Raw genomic sequence first — 22,328 nt, forward strand, 5'->3', positions numbered from 1 at the left:
TCATCCTTCATTCTTCATCCTTCATTCTTCATCCTTCATTCTTCATCCTTCATTCTTCATCCTTCATTCTTCATCCTTCATTCTTCATCCTTCATTCTTCATCCTTCATCCCTCATCCTTCATCCCTCATCCCTCATCCTTGATTAGACTTTGGCACTTTGCCATTTGCCTTGGCGGAAGCGCCACCAAGCCAAGGTTCCCTGCACCGCAAAATCGGTGCACATCGCCAGCCAAATGCCATTCAGGCCAAGATCGAAGTGTTTGACCAACAGCCAAGCCAAGGGCAAGCGCACGCACCAAACACTCAGCATTTTGCTAATCAAGGGCCATTTTGGCTCGCCGCCGCCGCGCAAACTGCCGCTGAAGATGAAATTAGCCGCCAAGGCTGGCTGGGCAAAACCAACCATGCGCAATGGCAAGGCTGCCAAACGCACAACTTCTTCATCGGCCACGAAAAAGCGCAAAAAGACTTCGGGCGCAATCACAAACAGCAAGCCAATTGCGCTCATAAAAATTGCGCCTAAACGAAAAGCCTCGAAGCCGCTCTCGCTGGCTGCTTGGGGCTGATTTGCGCCCATATGCTGGCCAACCAAGGTCGTTGCCGCCACCGCCATGCCCATGCCAGGCAAAAACGAGATGCTCTCAATTGTGATGATCGTGTTGTGAGCAGCGTAGGCCGCCGTGCCAATATCGTTGATCAAATGGATGAAAATCAACAACGCTGCTTGAAAAATAAATTGTTCAGCGCCATACGGCAGGCCTTGGCGTAAAATCCGCCACATCAAATTGCGATTAGGTCGCGGAATTTGATTGAACTGCAAACCTGAGCGCCCACGAATCAAGGTTGCAAGCACGATTAAGCCGCCGACACCTTGCCCGCTCATTGCTGCAAAGGCTGCGCCATTGATGCCGAGCGCCGGAAACCCAAGGTAGCCATTGACCAAGAGCAACGATAACACTGCATTGATACCATTGACCACCAGCATCACTTTGAGCGGCGTGCGGGTATCGCCCGAGCCACGCAATGCGGCGTTGCCAACATAGAGCATCGCCATCAGCGGCATTGATAAGGATGAAATGCGCAAATAGCCAGCGCCATACCGTCGTACTTGCTCGTTAGCGCCAAGCAAATCCATCAGTTGCGGCGCAAAGGCGTAGGCTAAAAATAGGCCGAGCAAGCCCATTGCCAGCCCAATAATCAAGCCTTGGCGCAAGGTTTGGTTGGCTTGTTCACGCTCGCCAGCCCCAATAAAGCGCGCAATTACCACCGTGCTGCCAAGCGCAACTGCCATAAAAAAGGTAATTAATGTCCATGTCACTTGGCTCGAAATGCCAGTTGCCGCCAACGCAACTTGGCGGTCGTAGCCATTCGCAGTAGCAACTTCAAGGCTTAAGTGACCTACCACATAGGTATCAACCAAGCCCACCATCAAGCTCAATAATTGCTCGCCAACTGCTGGCAAGCCCAACTTTAATACAGCGCTGCGTTGGCTGCTGCTCCCCCGAGTCGCGCCTACTGGAATTGCCATGATTTATCCATTACCTCATGCAATATGTCGATATATGCATAATAGCAGAAGTCACGTAAAGTCAAAAGGCAGAAGGCAAAAATCAAAACAGGATGAGGGATCAGGATTCAGGGGTCAGGATTTTAACGCAGAGGCGCAGAGGATGCATGGCTATTGGCTATTGGCTATCGGGGAGCAGGAACATAATCCCAAAAATCTGTGTGAATCTGTGGCAAAAAAATCGTGCTTCGTGCCCTTCGTGTCGTTCGTGGATCAATTACTAACGCAGAGGCGCAGAGGATGCATGGCTATTGGCTATTTGTATTGGTTCATTGGGTTGGCAACCAGGTGTATGCCCTCACCCCCAGCCCCTCTCCCACTGAACGCGGGCGAGGGGAGCACTGGATTCGTGGTTCCCCCTCGCCTCGCTGGCGGGAGCGGGGGCTAGGGGGTGAGGGGGAATCGTTGTTAACGCAATGAATCAGTACAGCTATTGGCTATCGGGGAGCAGGAACATAATCCCAAAAATCTGTGTGAATCTGTGGCAAAAAAATCGTGCTTCGTGGAATTCGTGCAATTCGTGGCGAAAAAAAATCTCTTTCGTCAAAAGCCCCTAGACCCAAATCCCTATGTTCTATGCTCTTTGCTCTCTGTTCTTACTTCATGCGCCAAATGCTTGCGCCAATGCCAGTTTGCGGCAGTTGCAACCCGCCAGCCTCAATGGTAATTTCGCTTGCCTCGTCAACCTGCGCAAAAACAGTTCCATCGGCGAGGCCGGTTGCCAGCATGGGAATTGATGGAATGTTGGTGGCGGCTCGCTGCGCAACAATCAACAAACATTCATCGGCGCTACGCCTCACAAACGCCACCGTATCGCCCTCGGCCAGCAATAATTGAAACCCGCCAACGCTTAGCGCACTCGAATTGCGGCGCAATGCAATCAAGCGGCGATAAAATCCGAGCAATTCATGATCCCAAGCTTGAGCATCCCACGGCATACAGCCACGACAATAGGGATCGCCGCCACCTTGCAGCCCAATTTCATCGCCATAATAAATACACGGCACGCCAGGAAAGCTCATTTGCAAGGTTACCGCAACTTGGTGCAAGGCTCGGTTGCCGCCAACAATCGTCAGCAAACGTGGCGTATCGTGCGAATCGAGCAGATTAAATTGTTGCAAGGCGATTTGCCATGGAATAACCGCCAAAAACGCCAGCCATTGCTCGCCCAAAGCTTCGCTTGGCAATAAGGCCCGATCTTCCCACGCCAAATTCCAGACCGAGGCCATATCGAAGCCAACCAGCCATTGCAAGGTTGGAAAGGTAAAACCACGATAATTCATGCTGGCATCAAGTTCATCGCCCTGCAAATGGTTGCTGCCATCGTAGAAATGTTCGCCCAGCAAGTAGGCCTCAGGGGCTTCGGCTTTAACCGCACGGCGCAAGGCGCGGCCAATTTTGTGCCCCAATTGGCTTGGGCCTTGGCGCGCCAACATATTCGCCACGTCGATGCGCCAGCCATCAATCGCATATGGTTGGCGCAACCAATGGCGCACAATCGATTGCTCGTCGCCATAAATTGCGTGACGCAAACCTTGGCTCGCATAATTGAGTTTGGGCAACGAACGATGACCAAGCCACGATTCATACTCGTTGGGATGCTCAATCCACGAAAAATAATCGGCACTTGGCGCGTTGGCATCGGCTTGGGCTGCCGTAAACCAATGATGGGTATAGCCACAGTGATTGAGCACAATATCGAGCATTAATTTCATCTGGTAACGCTGGCTGGCTTGGCGCAATTCAACCAAAGCTGCTTCGCCACCAAAATGAGCATCGATCTGCAAATAATCGGCGGTATCGTATTTGTGGTTCGATGGCGCAGTGAAAATCGGCGTAAGATACAGCGCATTAATTCCCAGCTGATCAAGATAATCGAGCTTTTGGCTAATGCCCTGTAAATCGCCACCAAAAAACTCCACGCCACCAGTTGCTTTCTGCGGCGTTTCGCCCCATTGCCGGGCGATGGCTGGCACGCCATACACGTTGTACTCGCCAGCAATCACATTATTGCTCGGCTCGCCATCACAAAAACGATCGGGAAAAATTTGGTAGAACACTGCCGAATGCACCCAAGTTGGGGCGTGATAGTCGGCCAACAGCTTAAAATCTGTCGCATCGGTTGGCGTTGAGCGTTGCATGCCCGCTGCCGAAAGCCACCAACCGCCATGCTCGGTCATCAGCCAAAAGCGATAGCCAGTGCGCGGCATCGAGAGCGTAATCTGGCCCTGCCACCATTGCTCTGTTGCCGTGCGTTCGGCAGGTTGCATCAGTACAAAAGTTTGCTCGCCATCGGGGCAGAGCCGAATAAAGGCTTGGCTAATGGGCGCATCGAGCGAGCTGCGCAACCGCACCGTCAGCGTTTGTCCAAGCGTATAAGGCTGGCTTGGTTGAAGATAGAGCGCCGAACCATCGTGGTAGACAGCGCGCGTCCAAGTTGGATAGTGCATTGGTGTTTCTCGTTGTTACTAGAGGGGTCAGAGATCAGGGATTAGGGGACAGATACGCTGTTTTTGAAATGATTGATTAGCATAACTTTGACTAGTTATTATGTTCTATGCTCTATGTTCTATGCTCTGCTTACCCCCTAACCCCTGACCCCTGACCCCTCGTTTACCACTCAGCGTCGCCGTAGAAATCGCCGTGATCGCGGGCGAGGAAGGCTTCGATTTTGGGCCGAATTGAGCCTAGGCTAAATTCTGGGCCATGGCCAGCATAACAAATCAGCTGATCATCCCAGTTGAGGATGATATTGCGCAAAGTTTGTAAGGTCGTTTGAAAATCGGCAGCCGACCACGTACGACCTGGCCCGCCAGCGAAAATCGTATCACCAACAATTGCAATTGGGCTATCAGCGACCAAAAAACTGACCATATCGCTAGTATGCCCAGGCGTGTAGACCGCCTTGATCGTATGCTGACCAACCGTCAAAAGCTGGCCATCGCTAATGCCAGCATCAAGCGGCACAGGCCGAGTTTGCGGCCCTGGATGGCCAAGCACTGGCACATTCAGGCGTTGGCGCATGCTAGCAACTTCGCCAATATGGTCGTTGTGGGTGTGGGTTAGCCAAATTGCAATCGGCATGGTGTTGTTGAGCATCGCCTGCAAGCGCGCGGGGTCAGCACCCGGATCGATCAACACACTTTCGTTGGTGTGGGGGCAAACCAAGGCATAGCTGTTCATTGGCCATGGCCCAACAGCACGGTGGCGTAATTCCATCATAAATTTCCTCCTTGCTTCATTATAGATTCAAATTGGCCCAATGGTCATGGTTGCACCAAAAAGCATTGTTTTGGTATGGTGCAGTATCATAAGCCATTGAATTAATTCATTATTTAGGAGTGTTCGATGGTTTTATTATTTGGGCGAATTCTCTTGCTACTTGGGTTACTGGCTGGAGTATGGCCGAGCAATTCTCAAGCCAGCAGCCCGCTTGTCGATTGTAATTCGGCGGCGGTTAGCGCAGCAATCAACACAGGCGGCATCATCAATATCAATTGTAGCAGCCCAACCGTGCTTATATTTAGCAACGAACTTGTGCTTAACCAACATACCGAAATCAATGGCAATAACAACGCAATTTTTGATGGCCAGAATACGCGGCGCTTGCTGCGCAGTGCCAATCACCTCAACATTACCCTGCGCAACTTAACGATTCGTAATGGCCACACGAGTGATCAAGGCGCAGGCCTCAAAATTGGCTTTTGGAACACGCTTACGATCAGCAATCTGCGATTTGAAAATAATCAAGCAACGAAAGATAGTGAGGCCTGCGATGGTGGCGGGGCAATCTTCATTGGTGGCGGCAGTCGGGCAACAATTGATCAGAGCGTGTTTATCAACAATCGGGCTAATAATGGTGGCGCAATTAATAGTTTGCGCACAAATTTAGTTGTTAGTAATAGCAATTTTGAGCAAAATAGCGCCATGCATACCACGGCGATTAATCAGTATGGCGATTGCGGCGGCGGTGGCGCAATCTACATCGATGGAACACGATTGCCCGCCGATGGCGGCCCCGATGGCATTATGCTACAGAACAATAGCTATACGAGCAATACAAGCAACAATCATGGCGGCGCGATTTTTATTGGCTTGTATAGCAACGAAACCGCCACAATTGAGCGTTCGAGTTTTACCAATAATAGCGTAACCTACGCTCCATCAGCCGATTGGTCAGGCACTGGCGGCGCAATTTGGTATGGCTTTGCCGCAACTGGCGTAAGCAACGAACGCCTCATTATCAACAATTCGACGCTCGAAGGCAACAAAGCCATTGGTCAAGGCGGTGGATTGTGGGTCGATGCCCCAGCAACCATCCGCAATACAACCTTTTATGCCAATGATGCAACCGATCCGCGCAGTTATCCTGATGCTGAAGAATGGAAAAAAGGCAATGGTGGAGCCTTGGCAGTGAACAATAACGCAGCGGTGGATATTACTAACGCAACATTTGCCCAGAACCATGCTGGTTTCAATGGCGGCGCAATCGCAGGCCAAACGATCACAATTCGCAATACGCTATTTGCGCACAACTCAACCGATTGGGACATCAAAATTATGCAACATTGTACCAACGCATTGATTGATGGCAGCAATAATATGCAATATCCGCCCAAGAATCCCAACCCCAATTTCTGGAACGAAACCAACTGCACAAGAGGGATTCGCACACCTGAGTTGAGCCTAGTAGGACTTGCTAATAATGGTGGTGCGACCAAAACAGCAGCCTTGCCTGCTGGCAGTCCAGCGATCAATGCAGGCAATCCGGCAACCTGTATTGGGCTTGATCAGCGTGGGTATACACGGGCGGGAACCTGCGATATTGGCGCATTTGAATATAATGGCGCTCCATTTAGCCCAAGCCATACTATTTATCTGCCGCTGGCGCGCAAACCCAACTAAAATGCAAAACCCGCTTGACTCGCTAAAAGCCAAGCGGGTTTGATTGCTGCCAATTTAGCCAAGCAACGCGCGGTCGATGCCCATGGCCACAAATAAAAGCGCCAGATAGAGCAACGAATAGCGATAGAGCTTCCAAGCGGCCGCATGCGAATGGTCACGCATCATGTTGGCGGCGTAATATAAGAAAATTGCGCCCAGCACCATGGCCAAGCCAAGGTACAACAAGCCAACCACTTGCAACGAAACCAACATAAACGAAAGCGCAATCATAATGAACGAATAGAGCACAATTTGGCGGCGGGTTTCGGCCTCGCCTTTGACGACTGGCAACATTGGCACGCCAGCTTTGGCATAATCTTCGCGCCGAATAATTGCCAAGGCCCAGAAGTGCGGTGGGGTCCAGTAGAAGACGATTGCAAACAGAAATACTGCGGGCAGCCACTTAATTGGGCTATCCACAAACAAGTTAATATCAGTGCCAGCAGCCCAACCAACCATTGGTGGAATTGCGCCAGCAGCGCCGCCAATCACAATATTTTGCACCGTCGTGCGCTTCAGCCACATGGTGTAAATCACCACATAGTAGAAAATGCCGCTCACCGCCAAAATTGCAGTTAACAAATTAACTGGCAAGAGCACCAAAAACGATAACACGCTGAGCGTCAGGCCAAAGCCCAACACTTCCCATTGGGTCAAGCGATTATTTGGCAAGGGGCGTTTTTTGGTGCGGCTCATCACTGCATCAATATCGCGATCGTAGAACATATTGATGGCGTTGGCCCCGCCTGCGGCCAAGGTGCCACCAAGCAAGGTCAAAACCACAACATAAAATTTAGGCCACTCGCCGCCGTTCGCCAAATACATGGGAATGAGGGTGGTCAGCAAGAGCAGCGAAATAATCCGAAACTTCATCAACACCCGAAAATCGGCCAATTTGCTGTTGGTTTGATTTTTAGGCGTGCTAATTTCGCTGTGATAGGCCAAATACGTAATTAAGCCCGTGACGATTGTGGTTGCCACGGCACAAGCCAAATTGGCCCAACCAACCCAATCGGCGTAGGTCGTATTGACCAAGGCAATCACGGCAATGCCCAAGGGCTGAGCCAGCCAAGTGAGCCATTGAATTGGCCGATGTTCAGCTCGCGCTGAGCCGACCACCGAGATCAAGCCCAACAAGCCACAGACCAACAACCAACCAAATACGACCGGAGCCAGCGTATGCTGTGGACTCAAAACCCACCATAGGCTATTGACGGTTGTTAATGCACTAAAAACCGCCGTCAAGGCTGCGGTCGGACGAAACGAATCGCGAGGCTTTGCAGGCAAGCGTTCACTGATTGCTGCACTGACCTCATTTTTTTGTTCAGGGGTGGCAAGAGCCGGCATAGGCCTCGGTTCCTTTGTACGCGCTAACAAACAGACCGTTCCGCTTGAACGGCTGCTCGCTATGATACCATTGATTATGTTCTCTCAAAGATATAGCATAGCCAATTCGGAGTGTCAAACGCTCAGGAGATTTTAGGGGCTAGGGATCAGGGATCAGGCTATCGGCTTTTGGCTATTGAGAATTCTGTGGCTAAAACGTCAATTATCGTGTTTTTAACGCAGAGGCGCAGAGAAAAGGAGTAAGAGCATAGAGCATAGAGCATAGAACATAATTGAAAGGTTCAGGCTTTTGGCTATGGGCTTTTGGCTATAGGAAATTCTGTGGCTAAAAATGCAATTAGCGTGGTTTTTAACGCAGAGGCGCAGAGGATGCATGGCTATGGGCTTTTGGCTATGGGCTATCGGACGATCACTTCGTGCAATTCGTGCAATTCGTGGCTAAAAAATACGCATCATTCGTGCAATTCGTGGCGAAAAAATAATCGTTCTTCGCGTCCTTCGCGGTTCCGGTTATTCTAGCCCCGATCTCCGACCCCCAATCCCCAGCCCCTATGTTCTATGTTCTTTGCTCTATACTCGGCCCATACTGCACGGTTCTTGCTTGGCGTTGCGCCACTTGAGCATCGCGCCAACGATACCAACAATAGCCAGCAAACAAAAAGAAGATTGGCCACAATTGCACCCGATGACGATAGGCCGTGCCAAAATTGCCATATTGCGGCGCGGCAGCAGCACTGCCAGCCAACAAATATAACCACAGCAACATCGTTTCTCGCCAACGACTACGCCACGCCAACAGCATGCCAAGCATCGCCAAAATCCACAGCGGATACCACAGCAAGGCCGCCTCGGGAATCGTCAGCAACTGGGCGGTGCTTTTGGTTGCTTCCCAAGGCCAAGGCCGCAGCCAAAAATTAATCAAGGCAATTGGCAAATAACGGGCAAAGCCAAGCGGCGTAGTCGTATCAATCGTATTTTCAATTGTGCCTGTGCCAGTCGAATTGGCCTCGCGCTTTTCAGCAATTGCACTCAGCGAAAGCCGCTCTTGCAGATAGTTACTGCCCAAAAAGCCATAGCCACTGCTCGAAAGCACCAAACCGAGGGCCACAATCGTCACGGCGCTGAGGCTCAAGCGGGTCAGCCAATGGCGAGTTTGCTGAAAACCAATCGTCAAGGCGATCATCAAACCAATGCCAATCGAGGTTTCGCGGCGCACGCTCATCAAAGCCCCAATCAGCACTACCAACAAGGGAATTTGCCAGAGCGACGAGCGCAAACCTTGGCTGGCAACATATAAAATCCAAACCGAGAGCAGCACCACCGCGCTATCTTTGAGATTTTGCGAAGTCCAGAGCACCAGCGAGGGCATAAACAACATCCAAATTGCGGCAAAACGCCCAACTCGCTGGTCGAAAAAGTGATTGCCTAATTTGGCTGTGTAGACCGCCGCCATACCTGCAAACAAGCCATTGGACAATTTCACCAGCAAAGTATTTGGCTCGAACAGCCAAAAAAGCACTGCCGAAAAATAAACATAGCCAGGCGCGCCAACAGGCGTGGCCACCACCGCTTCGTAGCTGGCAAAATAATTAAGCCGCCACGCTTGGGCAATCGCCATGGCATGCGGGCCATAGGCTGCGCCATCGCTCAGCGATTCAAAACTAGGCCACAAAAACTCCAGCGCAAAGCTGGCTCCCCAACGCAAGCCCATCGCTGCAAAACACAACACAAGCATGCTACGCAACTCGTCTGGCTTGCTAATCAGCCAAACCCAGCCATAGGCCAGTGCCGTTAGGCCAAGGCAAAATGCCATCCCAGCCAAATACCGCAGCGGCATTAAACCAGCCACACCGCCTACGCCAAAGCAAAGGCAGGCAACCAACAACGAGCTAAGCCAACGATGATTCTTAATCCACATAATTGTGCGCATCTGGCCTCATTTGGTGATGAGTTTGCAGCCATAGTTCTAAACTGAGCAATGTCCAGAGTTGATGTCCTGCGTTGATTGTACCAGCCCAATGGGCTTTGCAAAGTTGTTCAAGCTTAGGTTTGGCCAGCCATTGCTGAATGCTACTCGTATCAGCCAGCAAATAATCGTGCAGCATAGGCTTGAGTTGCTGGCGAAACCAAGCATCAAGCGGCACGCCAAAGCCATGTTTTGGCCGCTCAAGAATGCTTTTGGGCAAGCGTTCAGCGTAGGCTTGGCGCAACAACCACTTGCCACGCCCACCGCGCCACAGCAAATTAGCGGGCAATTGCAAAGCCCACTCAACCAAATGCTGATCCAAAAATGGCGAGCGCACTTCCAAGCCATAGGCCATACTCATGCGATCCGCCTTTACCAATAGATCATCGGGCAAATAGCTAGTAAGGTTATAACACAACAGTTGCGCCAGCGGATCAGCAACGCCTGCCGTTGCTTGGCGATAGCGTTCGGCGGCGCTTGGCTGAAGCTCAGCTACACCCAAAGCAGCTAATTCTTCTGGCGTAAACGCCATGAGCCAGCGCGGAAAGCCCTGCGCTAACGGCAATTTGATTTTTGCTACCACCCGTTTGAGCCGAGCCAAGCGCTGATTGGCCTTCGTTTCGGGCAGCACTGCGATTGTTTGTTCAAGGCTGCGGCGCAGCAAACTTGGCAATTGGTGGTAGCGCTGCGTCCAGAGGCCAGCGCCAAAGCGCTCGTAGCCAGCAAACACCTCGTCGCCACCATCGCCCGATAACGCCACGGTGCAATGTTCGCGGGTCATTTGACTGAGCAAGGCCATGGGCAAGGCCGAAGAATCGAGAAATGGCTCATCGTAGTGCGCCAGCACATGCGGCAATTCAACAATTGCATTTGGCTCGACCATAAAGCAATGATGTTTGGTGCCAAGCTGTTTAGCAACCAATTCAGCATAAGCGCTTTCGTCATACCAACCGCCGCCAGCAAAGCCAATGCTGAAGGTTTGCAATTGCTGGCCGAGCAATGCTTGCGCTTCGGCCACAACGATACTCGAATCTAAGCCACCGCTGAGAAACGCGCCCAACGGCACATCGCTAATGAGGCGTTTCTCAACCGCAGCTCTCACCAACTGGCGCGTTTGTTCAATCGCAGCTTTGGCCGAAATGCTGAGCCGTGGTTGCTGGGCAAACTGGCGAGCCTGCCACCAAGGCCATTCGCGAATGCTGCCAGCGTGCCAAACCAAGCCATGACCAGGCGCAAGTTGCTGAAGCTTGGCATACCACGTCGCTGGATTCGGCACATAGCCATAGGTTAAATAGGCCGAAAGTGCTTGAGGATTCAAGCTACGTTCAAGCTCAGGATACGCCAACAAGGCTTTGATTTCTGAGCCAAAAACCAAGCCATTGCTGGTTTGGCTGTAGTAGAGCGGTTTTTTGCCCAAGCGATCGCGGGCCAGCCACAAACGCTGACTTGGCGCATGCCAGGCAGCAAAGGCAAACATGCCTTCAAGCCGCAGCAAGGCCTGTTCGCCCCATTCGATCAAGGCCGCAAGCAACACTTCAGTATCGCTGTTGGTGCGAAATTGATGGCCAAGCCCATGCAATTGCTGGCGTAAAGCCCGAAAATTATAAATTTCGCCGTTAAACACCAACTGCCAAGCGCCATCGGGGCTGCTCAATGGCTGATCGCCAGTCGCCAAATCGATAATTGCCAAGCGCCGATGGCCTAATTGACAGGTACTCGATTGCCAAATTCCTGCGCCATCCGGCCCACGATGGCTCAATTGCTGGTTCATTGCCTGAACGGTGTTTGGCTCGATTAGGCTTGTGCTGACGATGCCGCAGATTCCACACATAAACATTCCTTGAGTGCTGCCACAATCTTGGTTTGATAGCGTTGCACACTGTATTCGGCCTCGATTTTTTGGCGCGCTGCTTGGCCCATTTGCTGACGCAATTGCCCATCTTCGAGCAAACGCCCCAAATATTCGGCCCATTCGGCGGTGTTATTGGCCAAAAATCCGGTCTGGCCATGCTCGATAATTTGTTGATTAACCCCAACTGCGCTGCACACGCTAGGAATTGCCGCCGCGCCATATTGAATTGCTTTGAGGCCACATTTGCCCTCAGCCCACAAATCGGCTTCAATCGGGTACAGACCGATGTCAATTTGCTGAAAATCGTGCCATTCGCGGGCTTGTTGCCAATCGAGATTCAAACATTCAACGCCTGCAATTTCGATTGCTTGCGCCGCGCCAACCACGAGCAAACGAAAGCGATAGCGCTCGGCGAGCTGGCTCAATACTGGTCGCAGTTGATCCAAATAGCGGGCGGTCGAATGACTGCCAATCCAGCCAAGCGTACAAATTTGGGAATTTGGCGCAGGCCGTGGCTGACACTGGTGGCAATCAACCACAGTGGGAATGACATGCACATGTTGGTTGAAACGCCGCGCATAATCGGCCAAATAAGCATTGCCCGCCCAAACCATGCTACTCAAGCTCAATAGTTGATCGGTTTTGCTAGTTGGTCGGGCCAAGCGGCTCAGCCAACCATTAATACTACGTTTGGGATCGGTCGGCAGAAAAATCGCATCATCAAAATCGAAAATAACTGGCACGCGCCGACCAAACCAACGCTCAATCACTGGCGCGCCGATTAATGCTGCTTCGCGTTGCACAATCACTGCTGCTGGTTGGCGCGGCAATTTGGCCAGCCATTGAACCAGCGAGCCAAGCAGCGCTGCCATTTTCTGGGGATAACGCTTGGGTTGATAAAGCAAGCGCTGAAGCCGTGGCGTGGCAAATGGCACATAGCGCAATTCAATGCCTGCGGCGGCCAAAGCAGGCGCATAGGGCATAATTCGATAGCGCACACTGGCTGTCAGCATTGGTTGATAGGCTGTCAGGCAAAGCACAGAGTGCACTTGGTTCATCGTTCTAACTCACGATAACAGGCTGCATAGCGTTCGATTGCGCTCGCCAAATCAAACTCACGTTCGGCAAAATCTCGGCAGCGTTGGCCAAGATCGGGCTGTTGGCGCAAGGCTTGGTAGCTTTGCCAGGCTGTTTGATACGCAGCTACGCTAAAATCAGCAATTTCAATCGCCACGCCTTGGGCAAATAATTCTTCGCTATCGCCAATACCGGCGTTGCTAAAAATCGGCAAGCCACAGGCCAGATATTCGCCAAATTTGGTTGGCGACGAGGCAATTTTGGCATAGCTCGGCGTAATTAACGAGATCGCAACATCGGCGCTGCTCAGCCATTGCGCCACGTCATTGCTCGCCACACTGCGGATTGTATAAGATTCGGCGGGGACATTCAAATGCTGCAAGGCCTTGATCAGCGGCTGTGGATCTTGGTTGGAAAGCACCAGCCAGCGCAAATTTGGCTCGTTTTGTAGCCATGCAGCGAAGCATTCGGCCAGATCAGCGCTCCGATAGCCGCCGCCAAGCGAGCCACTATAGACCACAACCTGTTGTGTTTGCCAGCCCAATTCGTGGCGAATCCGCGTTCGTGCTTGTTCGTCGCGTTGCCAGCGTTGCAAATTGGCGGCGCATGGAATAACTGAGGTTTTATTGGCAATTTGTGAATTGTGGCTATGCTCGGCTAAATAGCGCAAGCTTTGCTTGGTCAAGGTCACAATTTGCTCAGCTTGGTTGAGGCCAGTTTGCTCAAGTTTTTTGAGCAAGTGATAGAGCAAGCCAGTGCGTGGCATACCCAAATCGGCCCGTTCATCGGCCCAAAAGCCGCGCAAATCGAAGAGCAAAGGCAGCTTAAACCAGCGTTTGAGCAATAATCCAAGCGTCAGCGGCACCGTTGAACGAATGTGCAAGGCTTGAATCCGATAACGTTGCACAGCGACGGTGGCCGTCCACAGCCCCAACATCAAATCATACAAAGTTGCGGGCAGAGTTGGGCGTTGATGATAGCGCAACGGGAGCCACACAACATTATGGCGTTGCAAATGCTCAATCAGCGTCTGGCGACGCGTCACATCCGCCCAACGTGTAGCTTTTTCAAACGAGAGAATCACAAATCGATGGCCGTGTTGTGCAGCCAAGCCCTCTAAATAAGGCAAAATCTGCGTTTGGCCCAGCGGGTCGAGCAAGCCATCGTAGGTTATGTAGAGTGTTTTGAGCATACGTTTATTGAGGAGCTAGGATTCAGGGTTCAGGGGCCAGGAAGTTATGAGAGCATAGAGCATAGAACATAGAGCATAGAGCATGTTTAGCCACAGATTGTCACAGATTAGCCCAGATGATTGTTTCTATAGTCTGTAACCAAAAGCCAAAAGTCCATAGCCTATTTCCTGACCCCTAGCCCCTGAACCCTGAACCCTAAAAAAAACAACGAGCCGTGCCAAAACGACACAGCCCGTTGCCCAAAATCGTCAGACGATCTTATGCGCCGACTTCTTCTTCGCTGGTTGCTTCAGCAGCATCGCTAGCGGCTTCGGTGCTAGCTTCAACAACGTCAGCTACAGGAGCTGCAGTTGCTTCAGCGGCTTCACCATCGCCATCAACGCGGCGCAAGCTCAAGCCAAGGCGTTGGCGTTGGCGATCAAGGCTGATCACCTTCACTTGCACTTGTTGACCTTGTTGCAATGAGTCTGGCGATTGGCCGTTTTCGGTCAATTCTGAAGCGTGGATCAAACCTTCAACGCCTTCTTCAACGCGTACAAACACGCCGAAAGGAGCGATGTTGGTTACTTCACCAACGATCAATTGGCCGAGGTCGTAGCGTTGATCGATGGTTGCCCATGGATCTGGCTGCAAACGGCGCAAGCTCAAGCCAATCCGTTCGCGGTCGCGATCGACTTCCAAGACGTAGACTTGGACTTCTTGGCCTGGTTGCAAGACTTCGCGTGGGTGGTTAACCCGTTGCCATGAAAGCTCTGAAATGTGAGCCAAACCATCAGCGCCGCCCAAATCGATGAAAGCACCGAATGGGGTGAGTTGGTTGACCCGACCAGTGACCACTGCGCCTGGTTCGAGAGTTTCGAGCAAGCGTTCCTTTTGCGATTGTCGCCAGCGTTGCATAGCGGCCCGCTCTGAAAGTACCAAGCGATTGCGATCGCGATCAACTTCGATAACTTTCAAAGGAATATTTTGGCCGACCATCTTGGTCATAGCGCTTTGTTGGCCTTCGGTACCAGTGCGGCTGTGCAAGTTGACAACTTGTGAGGCTGGTACGAAACCGCGCACACGGCCAACTTGAACCAACAAACCGCCCTTGTTGAAACCAACAACGCCAGCTTCGATGATTTGACCATTTTCGAGCATCGTTTGGGCTTCTTGCCAATCGCGCTCAACCTGCACCATGTTGAGTGAAAGAACCAGTTCGCCTTCTTTTGATTCTGGTTCCATCACGTACACTTGCAGTGTGTCACCGTTCTTGATGCCACTAACCATTTCTGGTGGCAAGCGCCGCAGATCTTGGTTAGGGATAACGCCCTCGTGCTTTGCGCCAATGTCAACCAAGATTTGGCTGTCTTCGACGCGCATAACGATACCTTCACGCAGTTGGCCGCGTTCTGGGCGTTGATAATCGTACTCAGCAAGCAGTGTCGTCCAATCTTGAACGGCATCCATGCTTTCGGTGTCCACTGTCATCGGGTCTCCAATTAGTTTTGATGGGTCTGCGAGCAAGCTCACAGGGTTAGGCCAATGCGACCAAGTTAATATTCGGAGAGCTTCATTCGGGGGGCGTTGCGTAGAAATGAGGATTTACGTGCTGCCACACCAAAGTTGCATCTATAGTCAACGCCAAACAGCGAGGTCGCCCGCTGACTGTTCAGCTGAAAAAATGGCGTTAAAAAAGCGCATCACGTGATCGTGCTTTGCGCGAAATGCATCTTTGTTTGACGGTGATTTTGGGGAAACACGAAACGCTGTGTTCTCCTTCGCTGGTTATCAGCACAACCACGACTCACAGAGACGTAAGGCTACGATCAACGAAATTTAATGGTTTTTACGCGCCTGCAATTATACGTAGGTTAGCAGCGAATGTCAAATCTCAATTAATCCTTGGGGCTAGCCTTTTAATCCTAAGCTGGCCTAGTTCTAACCAAAAAGACACGTCCAGCAACGGTTGCTGGACGTTGAGGCACTACAAAGCCGGTTCGGCGCTGGCAACAGCGATTGGTTCGGCTTCTAAGACAGCAGTTTCGCGCGCTTGTTGAATTTCTTCCGTCCATTGAGCCGCATACAGCTCGGTATAGCCACAGGCGCTACAGACTTGGGCCGAAAGCGGGCGATGGCCGCTCGCCAAGGTGCCTAGGACCATAATTTCAACCCCATCTGGGGTCACCAAAGCCGAGGTGGTCATTGCATTTGTGCATTTTGGGCAGTGCATAAAGCCTCCTTGCTTATTCTAGGGTTGGCTATAGCAGAAGCAATGCCGTGATTTTTGGGCTTAATTATTAAAAATTCGCAGCTTATGTTAATCAAAGTTCATAAGTTTCAGCATAATCCATGCTACACTCCCTAGTACATCCAACAACCCAATTTAGAAGAGACAATGTTGTTTCCATTGTTCCCCATCATCTCATCAATAGGAGGTAAGGAGTGTTGTATCGACGCTTAGGGATGTTGTTCTGTGTGTTGTTAATCGGTTTATTAATTCAGCCAGTCCACGCTCAATCTACAATCCCCTATCAAGCAGGCTTTCCCGATTCCGAGCCATATGGCAGTTTTTTTGCCGCACCCAGTGTTGTCGATTTAAATAATGATGGTAATTTAGAGGTCTTGACCGCCGATAGCACCGGTTGTATTTGGGGCTGGGATCATTTGGGCAAGGAGTTAGCAGGCTTTCCATGGAAAACTGGCACGGTCTGCGATAACGATCCGCGCATCAATAGTTCGCTGGCAATTGGCGATATTGATAACGATGGCAAGCTCGAAGTGGTGGCCGGAACCCGTGGCAGTGCCGCAACCGCTGGCAAACGCGGCAAAGTCTTTGTCTTTGATTATCAGGGCAAAATTCGCAGCGGCTGGCCGCGTGAAATGGCTTGGGCTAATATCACCAATGGCAACGAGCCAGAGTTTATGAGCGTGACAATTGCCAATATTGTGGGCGATTCGCGTATGGAAGTGATTGGCATTACGACCAACGAAGCTGGGAGCGATACCAATTATGCGCCTAATTTGTATGCTTGGTCGCACAATGGCGCAACTGTAACTGGCTTTCCCACTTCATCGCACAAAGGCTCGGGTGCGTTTGGCCAAGTGAGCGCTGCCGATATTAATAACGATGGCTATGCCGAAATTTTGATGGGCCGCGATGAGCTGTATTTTTATGCCTACAATGGCAAAGGCCAATTGCTGCCTGGCTGGCCCTTGCAAACCTACCTCGACGAAAATAAACGCACTTGGGGCAAAGATAAATACATCGAATATACCCGGGTTGCGCCAGCAATCGGCGATTTAGATAACGATGGCAAGCAAGAGATCGTTTTTGCAGGCAAGGTGCGCGACCCACTGAGCAACCACGAACAAACTTCAAGCGCCTTGTTGGTCGTTGGCGCTGATGGCAAACGCAAAACCGGCTGGTCGGTTGGCAAAACGGTTGGTAGACCGCTCAAAGCCAATTATTTTACACCCAACAATCCTGTGGCCTTGGCCGATTTTGAAAACGATGGCAAATTGGAGATCGTCGTGACCTACGACGACGGCACCATTCGCGCCTACAAGCACGATGGGACGCAATTATGGTCGTTTAATTACACCAGCGGCAAAAAACTCTATGCCAGCGAGGTGGCGATTGGCGATGTGACTGGCGATGGTAAGGTCGATATTGTCTTTGGCACCTATAGCTTTGATACGACCGCCAATACCTATGTGCGCTTGTATGCGCTCAATACCAGCGGCGTAAACCAAGCGCCATACCCGCTGAAATTTACCTACGAACCAAATAGCACCAATTTTAAAGGTATTTCTGCTGGCCCAACCTTGGCCGATTTGGATCGCGATGGCAAGACGGAGATTTTGGCTCATAGCAAGGGCGGCGTGCTATACGTTTGGGCTACGCCTGCAACCTATCGGCTGGATCGGATGCCATGGCCAACCGCACGCCAAAATAATTATCGCAATGGCAAATATACCCGTTAACTTATTATTGTTCCCTCACCCCAACCCCTCTCCCGTGGCGCGGGCGAGGGGCTTTTTGCTTAATTTGGATCATTTTTATCGCCCACATTCCAGTGAGGAAATTCCTCAAATCGAGGCAGTTGGTTCTTTAGCTAATTGGCGGCGTTTGTTGCCAAAGCGAGGCATGTTGAAACAGAGTGGCAACGGACGTTCGCCAGTCCACGGCGCAGGCGGAGCAGTCACCAATTTGGCCAATTCGATCAACACCTGATCATAATTAACCCGCCAGCCAGCAAAATCGCGCCAGGCTTGATCGCGGTCGGCTTTGAGCGGCACGCCAATCTCAGCCAATTCAGCACACGCCGCATCAAACTCAGCCCGCGTGATGCTAATTGGGTCGTCGGCGTGGGGCGTGGCATTGTAAGAAATCATATACAAATCGGCGATGCGGCGCAGCGCCAAATAACCGGCCCGAATGCACAAATCTGCATCAGGCTGACGTGGAATATCGAGCGTCGAAACTGCCAAAGCAGCAGCATCCAAGACCGCTGCCGAAGCCGTAATCCACGAGCGATAGGGCTGAGGCGAACGAAAAAACGCCAAAGCAGCAAAAGTCGTATGGCTCTCCTCTAGCTCAGCAAACCAAAGTTCCCAAGCTGCCCACTGCTCGGGCATGCGCTCCAAATTATGAATCCGTTGATAGCGCTGAATCATGGTAATTGCCGATGGTGGCGTGCCAGCCCGCACTTCGAGCAAGGTTACAGCTTCTTCTCGCTTGGAAAACGCGCCATACATTGTTGGCAAATAGGCAATTAGCAAGGCCACAATGCCCAAGCCCACCGTCGCCGCCAAAAAGGCCAAAATCGTTTCAATCGTCGAATCGACCGGCGCAAAGCCCAAGGTCAACATCGAAGAGCCGCTAAGCAAAAAAGCCTTGCTCCATGGATGTTCGCCAACCGCCCAAAACATACAGGTAAAGCCCGTAATCGCCAACACCATCCAAACGACGGGAATAATTAACAAGGCGACTGGCGCATAAAACGCCAACACCCGATCAGCTTGTTCGTAGTGGTGGATGCGGCGCAAACGCAACAAAAAGCAGCCATAGACCAGCCGAAATGTACTGCGCGTCAGCCAAACATTATCGCCGCGTGGCAACACAACCATGCGAATTGCGCTAAATAGCGTGAAGGCCACAATTACCAACCCGATCAAAAACACCCCAAGATTGATTAATCCCTCGATCATTGTCATAGCACCCTCGACGCTTGCCGATACTTGGGGATATTGTATACCTTGAAGAACATAGAACAAAGAGCATAGAACATAGGGGTTAGGCTATGGGCTATAGGTTGAAGGCGATGGTGAACAGCATCCAACTAACTGGAAGCAGAACATAGAACATAGAGCAGAGGGGTTAGGCTATGGGGTATAGGGAACAGCATGCAACGAATCTGTGCAATCTGTGGCTAAAAAACCATGCTGTTGCTATTCCACCTAATGTCCGATAGCCCATAGCCCATAGCCTCTCCTTCTCTGTGCCTCTGGATTAAAATTTAAATTTTCAAACCCTATGTTCTATGTTCTATGTTCTATGCTCTATGTTCTTCAACGGTTAATGCTGAGGCTTTAGTGCTAAATGCTTCGCATGTGCGGCCAGTTGCTGCTTGATACGCCGGCCCTAAGGCGGCAATCACCGCATCGACCTGCGGCGCTTCGACTAAGGCCACGCAGCAACCACCAAACCCAGCGCCCGTGAGCCGCGCACCCCAAACACCGGGCATTGCGCGCAACAATTCGGTCAGCTGATCAAGCTCTGGGCCGCTGACCTCATAATCATCACGCAAACTCCAGTGCGATTCGTTCATCAACGCGCCAACAGAGCCAAAATCGCCAGCCCGAAACGCAGCGGCGGCCTTATGCACACGCTCGTTTTCGCTCACAACATGGCGGGCACGTCGATAAATCACATCATTAAACAGATTTTGGTCGGCAGCTTGGGCCAGCAAATCGCTGCTCACATCGCGCAAATCTTGAATGCTTGGATCAAGCTGTTGCAACATTGCCACTGCTTGCTCGCATTCTGCGCGGCGTTGATTGTAGGCCGAGCCAGCCAAAGTGCGTGGCACGTTGCTATCAATCACCAAAACCGCCACTTCAGCAGGAATCGGCACAGCCTCGATCGCCAACGAACGGCAATCGATCAAGGTGGCGTGGCCAACAACTCCTGCGGCAATCGAGAGTTGATCCATAATCCCACAATTAACATGAGCATATTCAATTTCGGCGCGTTGGGCAATTTTGGCCAATTCAGTTGGGGCAATCGTGATGCCTTGGGCGTGCAAAAGGCTAAATCCCAAGCCAACTTCGAGCGAAGCCGATGAGCTTAAACCGCCACTCAAGGGCAAATCGCCATCGATGCTAATCTCAGCGCCTTGTAATTGATAGCCAGCATCAAGCAACGCTTGGGCCGTGCCGCGCACATAATCGCGCCAATCGCCATGAGTTCCGGCAGCCAAATTGGCCAAATCGGCCTGATCATGGGCATTGAAACGCAAAGCATGAACAATTAATTGTTGATCGGCGCGCGGTTGCACTTGAAAGGTCGTGCCGCGCTCAAGCGCCAACGGCATCACAAAGCCTGCGTTGTAATCGGTGTGTTCGCCAATTAAATTAACTCGCCCAGGCGAACGAACAAAAAAGCCAGCGTTAACCTTGGTCATAACCAAATGCTCCAAATGTCTATTGATGAGTACGTTAGCTGGCCAAGGAGCAATGTCTATTTAGGGGGAATACAGCAGAGGATTAATCGAGAATCAGCACCCAAATTTAAGCTTGGGTGCTGATCGCGAATGTCTGATGATTTGAGCCAAAGCTGATCTTGCAAGCCAACGCACGAAAGCGATCGGCTAGATCTTATGCCTTATTGGCTAAATAATCAATCATGTCAATTTTGGTGATGATCCCGCGCACAACCTCGGATTCATCGACCACTACCGCCACTTGACCACGGCTAAATACTTCGGTCAAGGCATCGATGCTGGTGTCAGGACCGACGGTTGCCACAGCGCTGCTGACAATATCGCTAATTTGGTGATCCATTTGGCCAGCGCCCGAAAGCAGGTAATCCAACAAATCGACTTCGGTGATCAAGCCGACCAACGTGCCATCATCACGAACGACTGGCATTTGCGAAATATCGTTAGCCTTCATATCTTGGATAACTTGAGCCACCGTGTGGGTTGCCTTGGATGAAATGACCGAGCGAGGCCGAATATCGAGCAATTGGCTAATTGGTTCGCTTTCCAAGAAGCCGTTTTCGCGCATCCAGTCGTCGGAGAAGATTTTGCTAATGTAGCGCACGCCAGAATCGGGCAGCAAAATCACAGCAGTTTTGCTTTCATCCCAATTTTGCGCCCGCAACCAGCGCATTGCGCCAGCCACAGCCATGCCACACGAGCCACCAACAAACAGGCCTTCTTCGCGCACCATGCGGCGGGTCATCACGAATGATTCTTTATCGCCAACTTGCACCACATCATCAACATATTGGAAGTGCATCGTGGTTGGCAAGAAATCTTCGCCAACACCTTCGACTTTATAGCCAAAGGCTGGGCCAAGCTGGCCAGTGCGGAAATAGTCGGTATACAACGATCCAACTGGATCGATGCCAACAACTTGAATATTGGGATTTTGCTCTTTCAAGAATTTGGCTGTGCCGCTAATCGTGCCGCCCGTGCCCATGCCAGCAATAAAGGCATCGATTTTGCCAGCGGTCTGCCGCCAAATTTCGGGGCCGGTTGAGCGATAGTGAGCATCGGGGTTGGCTTGGTTCCAATATTGACCAGCCAAAATCGCGTTGGGCGTTTCTTCGGCCAAGCGCTTGGAAACCGAATAATACGAGCGTGGATCATCTGGCTCGACGGCGGTTGGCGTAATGACAACCTTCGCGCCGAGAGCACGCAAATAACGAATTTTTTCGTCACTCATTTTGTCGGGCATAACAAAAATGGTTTTGTAGCCACGAATTGCCGCAGCGATTGCCAAGCCCGCACCGGTGTTACCACTGGTTGGTTCGACAATCGTGCCACCTGGTTTGAGGCGGCCTGAGCGCTCGGCATCTTCGATCATGGCAATCCCAATTCGGTCTTTAACCGAACCACCTGGATTCATGTATTCGACTTTGGCCAAGACTTGGGCGCGAACGCCACGATTGACGCGATTTAACCGAACCAACGGTGTGTTGCCGATTGCGTCCAAAATGGAGTCGTGAATTTGCGGCATCGCCATTGTTGCCGTCTCTGTCATTGGGTGCTCCTGCGGTGATTGATCAGTCATACTTCTATCCTAATCGTAAAAATTCATTGCTGCAAGCCAAAGCTTCGCCTCATGGTAGCACAAACCAAGTATGAAGGAAGAATTATGAAGGATGAAAT

Annotated in this window: 15 protein-coding genes; 2 read left to right on the forward strand and 13 right to left on the reverse strand. The window is 51.3% G+C overall.

Going from position 1 to position 22,328, the window contains the following annotated elements; all coding sequences use genetic code 11:
- Window positions 1-143: 143 nt before the first annotated feature.
- From JOD20_RS00005 to JOD20_RS00015, 3 genes are all read right to left on the reverse strand, one after another.
- Window positions 144-1,529, reverse strand: coding sequence for an MATE family efflux transporter (locus JOD20_RS00005; RefSeq protein WP_204753340.1), 1,386 nt, complete (start codon window positions 1,527-1,529; stop codon window positions 144-146).
- Between the two features lie 635 nt (window positions 1,530-2,164).
- Window positions 2,165-4,018: a maltodextrin glucosidase gene (gene malZ / locus JOD20_RS00010; protein WP_204753341.1), complete on the reverse strand. Its 1,854-nt coding sequence runs from the start codon at window positions 4,016-4,018 to the stop codon at window positions 2,165-2,167.
- 163 nt (window positions 4,019-4,181) lie between these two features.
- Entirely contained in the window at window positions 4,182-4,790 is a 609-nt protein-coding gene (locus JOD20_RS00015) for an MBL fold metallo-hydrolase (protein WP_239583655.1), read from the reverse strand.
- A gap of 126 nt (window positions 4,791-4,916) precedes the next feature.
- Here JOD20_RS00015 and JOD20_RS00020 point away from each other — a divergent pair, with 126 nt between their 5' ends.
- A complete protein-coding gene (locus JOD20_RS00020) occupies window positions 4,917-6,473 on the forward strand; it encodes a choice-of-anchor Q domain-containing protein (RefSeq protein ID WP_204753342.1) in 1,557 nt (518 codons plus the stop codon).
- Between the two features lie 54 nt (window positions 6,474-6,527).
- Here JOD20_RS00020 and JOD20_RS00025 read toward each other — a convergent pair whose 3' ends face one another.
- The 7 genes from JOD20_RS00025 to JOD20_RS00055 form a co-directional block, all read right to left on the reverse strand.
- Entirely contained in the window at window positions 6,528-7,859 is a 1,332-nt protein-coding gene (locus JOD20_RS00025) for a heme o synthase (protein WP_204753343.1), read from the reverse strand.
- A 556-nt stretch (window positions 7,860-8,415) separates the two neighbouring features.
- Complete coding sequence (locus tag JOD20_RS00030) at window positions 8,416-9,789, reverse strand: glycosyltransferase family 39 protein (RefSeq protein WP_204753344.1); 1,374 nt, start codon at window positions 9,787-9,789, stop codon at window positions 8,416-8,418.
- Window positions 9,767-11,656: an asparagine synthase (glutamine-hydrolyzing) gene (gene asnB, locus JOD20_RS00035; protein ID WP_204753345.1), complete on the reverse strand. Its 1,890-nt coding sequence runs from the start codon at window positions 11,654-11,656 to the stop codon at window positions 9,767-9,769. Before asnB ends, JOD20_RS00030 begins: the two co-directional genes overlap by 23 nt.
- On the reverse strand, window positions 11,620-12,726 hold the full coding sequence (locus JOD20_RS26810) for a glycosyltransferase (protein WP_204753346.1): 1,107 nt from the start codon (window positions 12,724-12,726) through the stop codon (window positions 11,620-11,622). Before JOD20_RS26810 ends, asnB begins: the two co-directional genes overlap by 37 nt.
- Before the next feature lie 5 nt (window positions 12,727-12,731).
- The gene (locus JOD20_RS00045) at window positions 12,732-13,946 is read right to left on the reverse strand and encodes a glycosyltransferase (RefSeq protein WP_204753347.1); all 1,215 of its coding nucleotides are present in this window, start codon (window positions 13,944-13,946) and stop codon (window positions 12,732-12,734) included.
- A gap of 259 nt (window positions 13,947-14,205) precedes the next feature.
- The gene (locus JOD20_RS00050; protein WP_204753348.1) at window positions 14,206-15,417 is read right to left on the reverse strand and encodes a 30S ribosomal protein S1; all 1,212 of its coding nucleotides are present in this window, start codon (window positions 15,415-15,417) and stop codon (window positions 14,206-14,208) included.
- A 496-nt stretch (window positions 15,418-15,913) separates the two neighbouring features.
- Window positions 15,914-16,159 carry a hypothetical protein gene (locus JOD20_RS00055; protein ID WP_152976684.1) on the reverse strand — a complete coding sequence of 82 codons (246 nt, stop codon included), beginning with the start codon at window positions 16,157-16,159 and terminating at the stop codon, window positions 15,914-15,916.
- Between the two features lie 212 nt (window positions 16,160-16,371).
- Here JOD20_RS00055 and JOD20_RS00060 point away from each other — a divergent pair, with 212 nt between their 5' ends.
- Window positions 16,372-17,913, forward strand: a complete 1,542-nt coding sequence (locus tag JOD20_RS00060; RefSeq protein WP_338034161.1) for an FG-GAP repeat domain-containing protein — start codon at window positions 16,372-16,374, stop codon at window positions 17,911-17,913.
- Between the two features lie 105 nt (window positions 17,914-18,018).
- Here the strand turns inward: JOD20_RS00060 and JOD20_RS00065 are convergent, their stop codons facing one another.
- The 3 genes from JOD20_RS00065 to JOD20_RS00075 form a co-directional block, all read right to left on the reverse strand.
- Window positions 18,019-19,146, reverse strand: a complete 1,128-nt coding sequence (locus JOD20_RS00065; RefSeq protein WP_204753349.1) for a hypothetical protein — start codon at window positions 19,144-19,146, stop codon at window positions 18,019-18,021.
- A gap of 338 nt (window positions 19,147-19,484) precedes the next feature.
- A complete protein-coding gene (gene galK, locus JOD20_RS00070) occupies window positions 19,485-20,615 on the reverse strand; it encodes a galactokinase (RefSeq protein ID WP_204753350.1) in 1,131 nt (376 codons plus the stop codon).
- Between the two features lie 193 nt (window positions 20,616-20,808).
- Window positions 20,809-22,200, reverse strand: a complete 1,392-nt coding sequence (locus tag JOD20_RS00075) for a cystathionine beta-synthase (RefSeq protein ID WP_204753596.1) — start codon at window positions 22,198-22,200, stop codon at window positions 20,809-20,811.
- Window positions 22,201-22,328: the final 128 nt, after the last annotated feature.

Origin of the sequence: Herpetosiphon giganteus (genome assembly GCF_016907925.1) — a bacterium.
Taxonomy (GTDB): Bacteria; Chloroflexota; Chloroflexia; order Chloroflexales; family Herpetosiphonaceae; genus Herpetosiphon; species Herpetosiphon giganteus.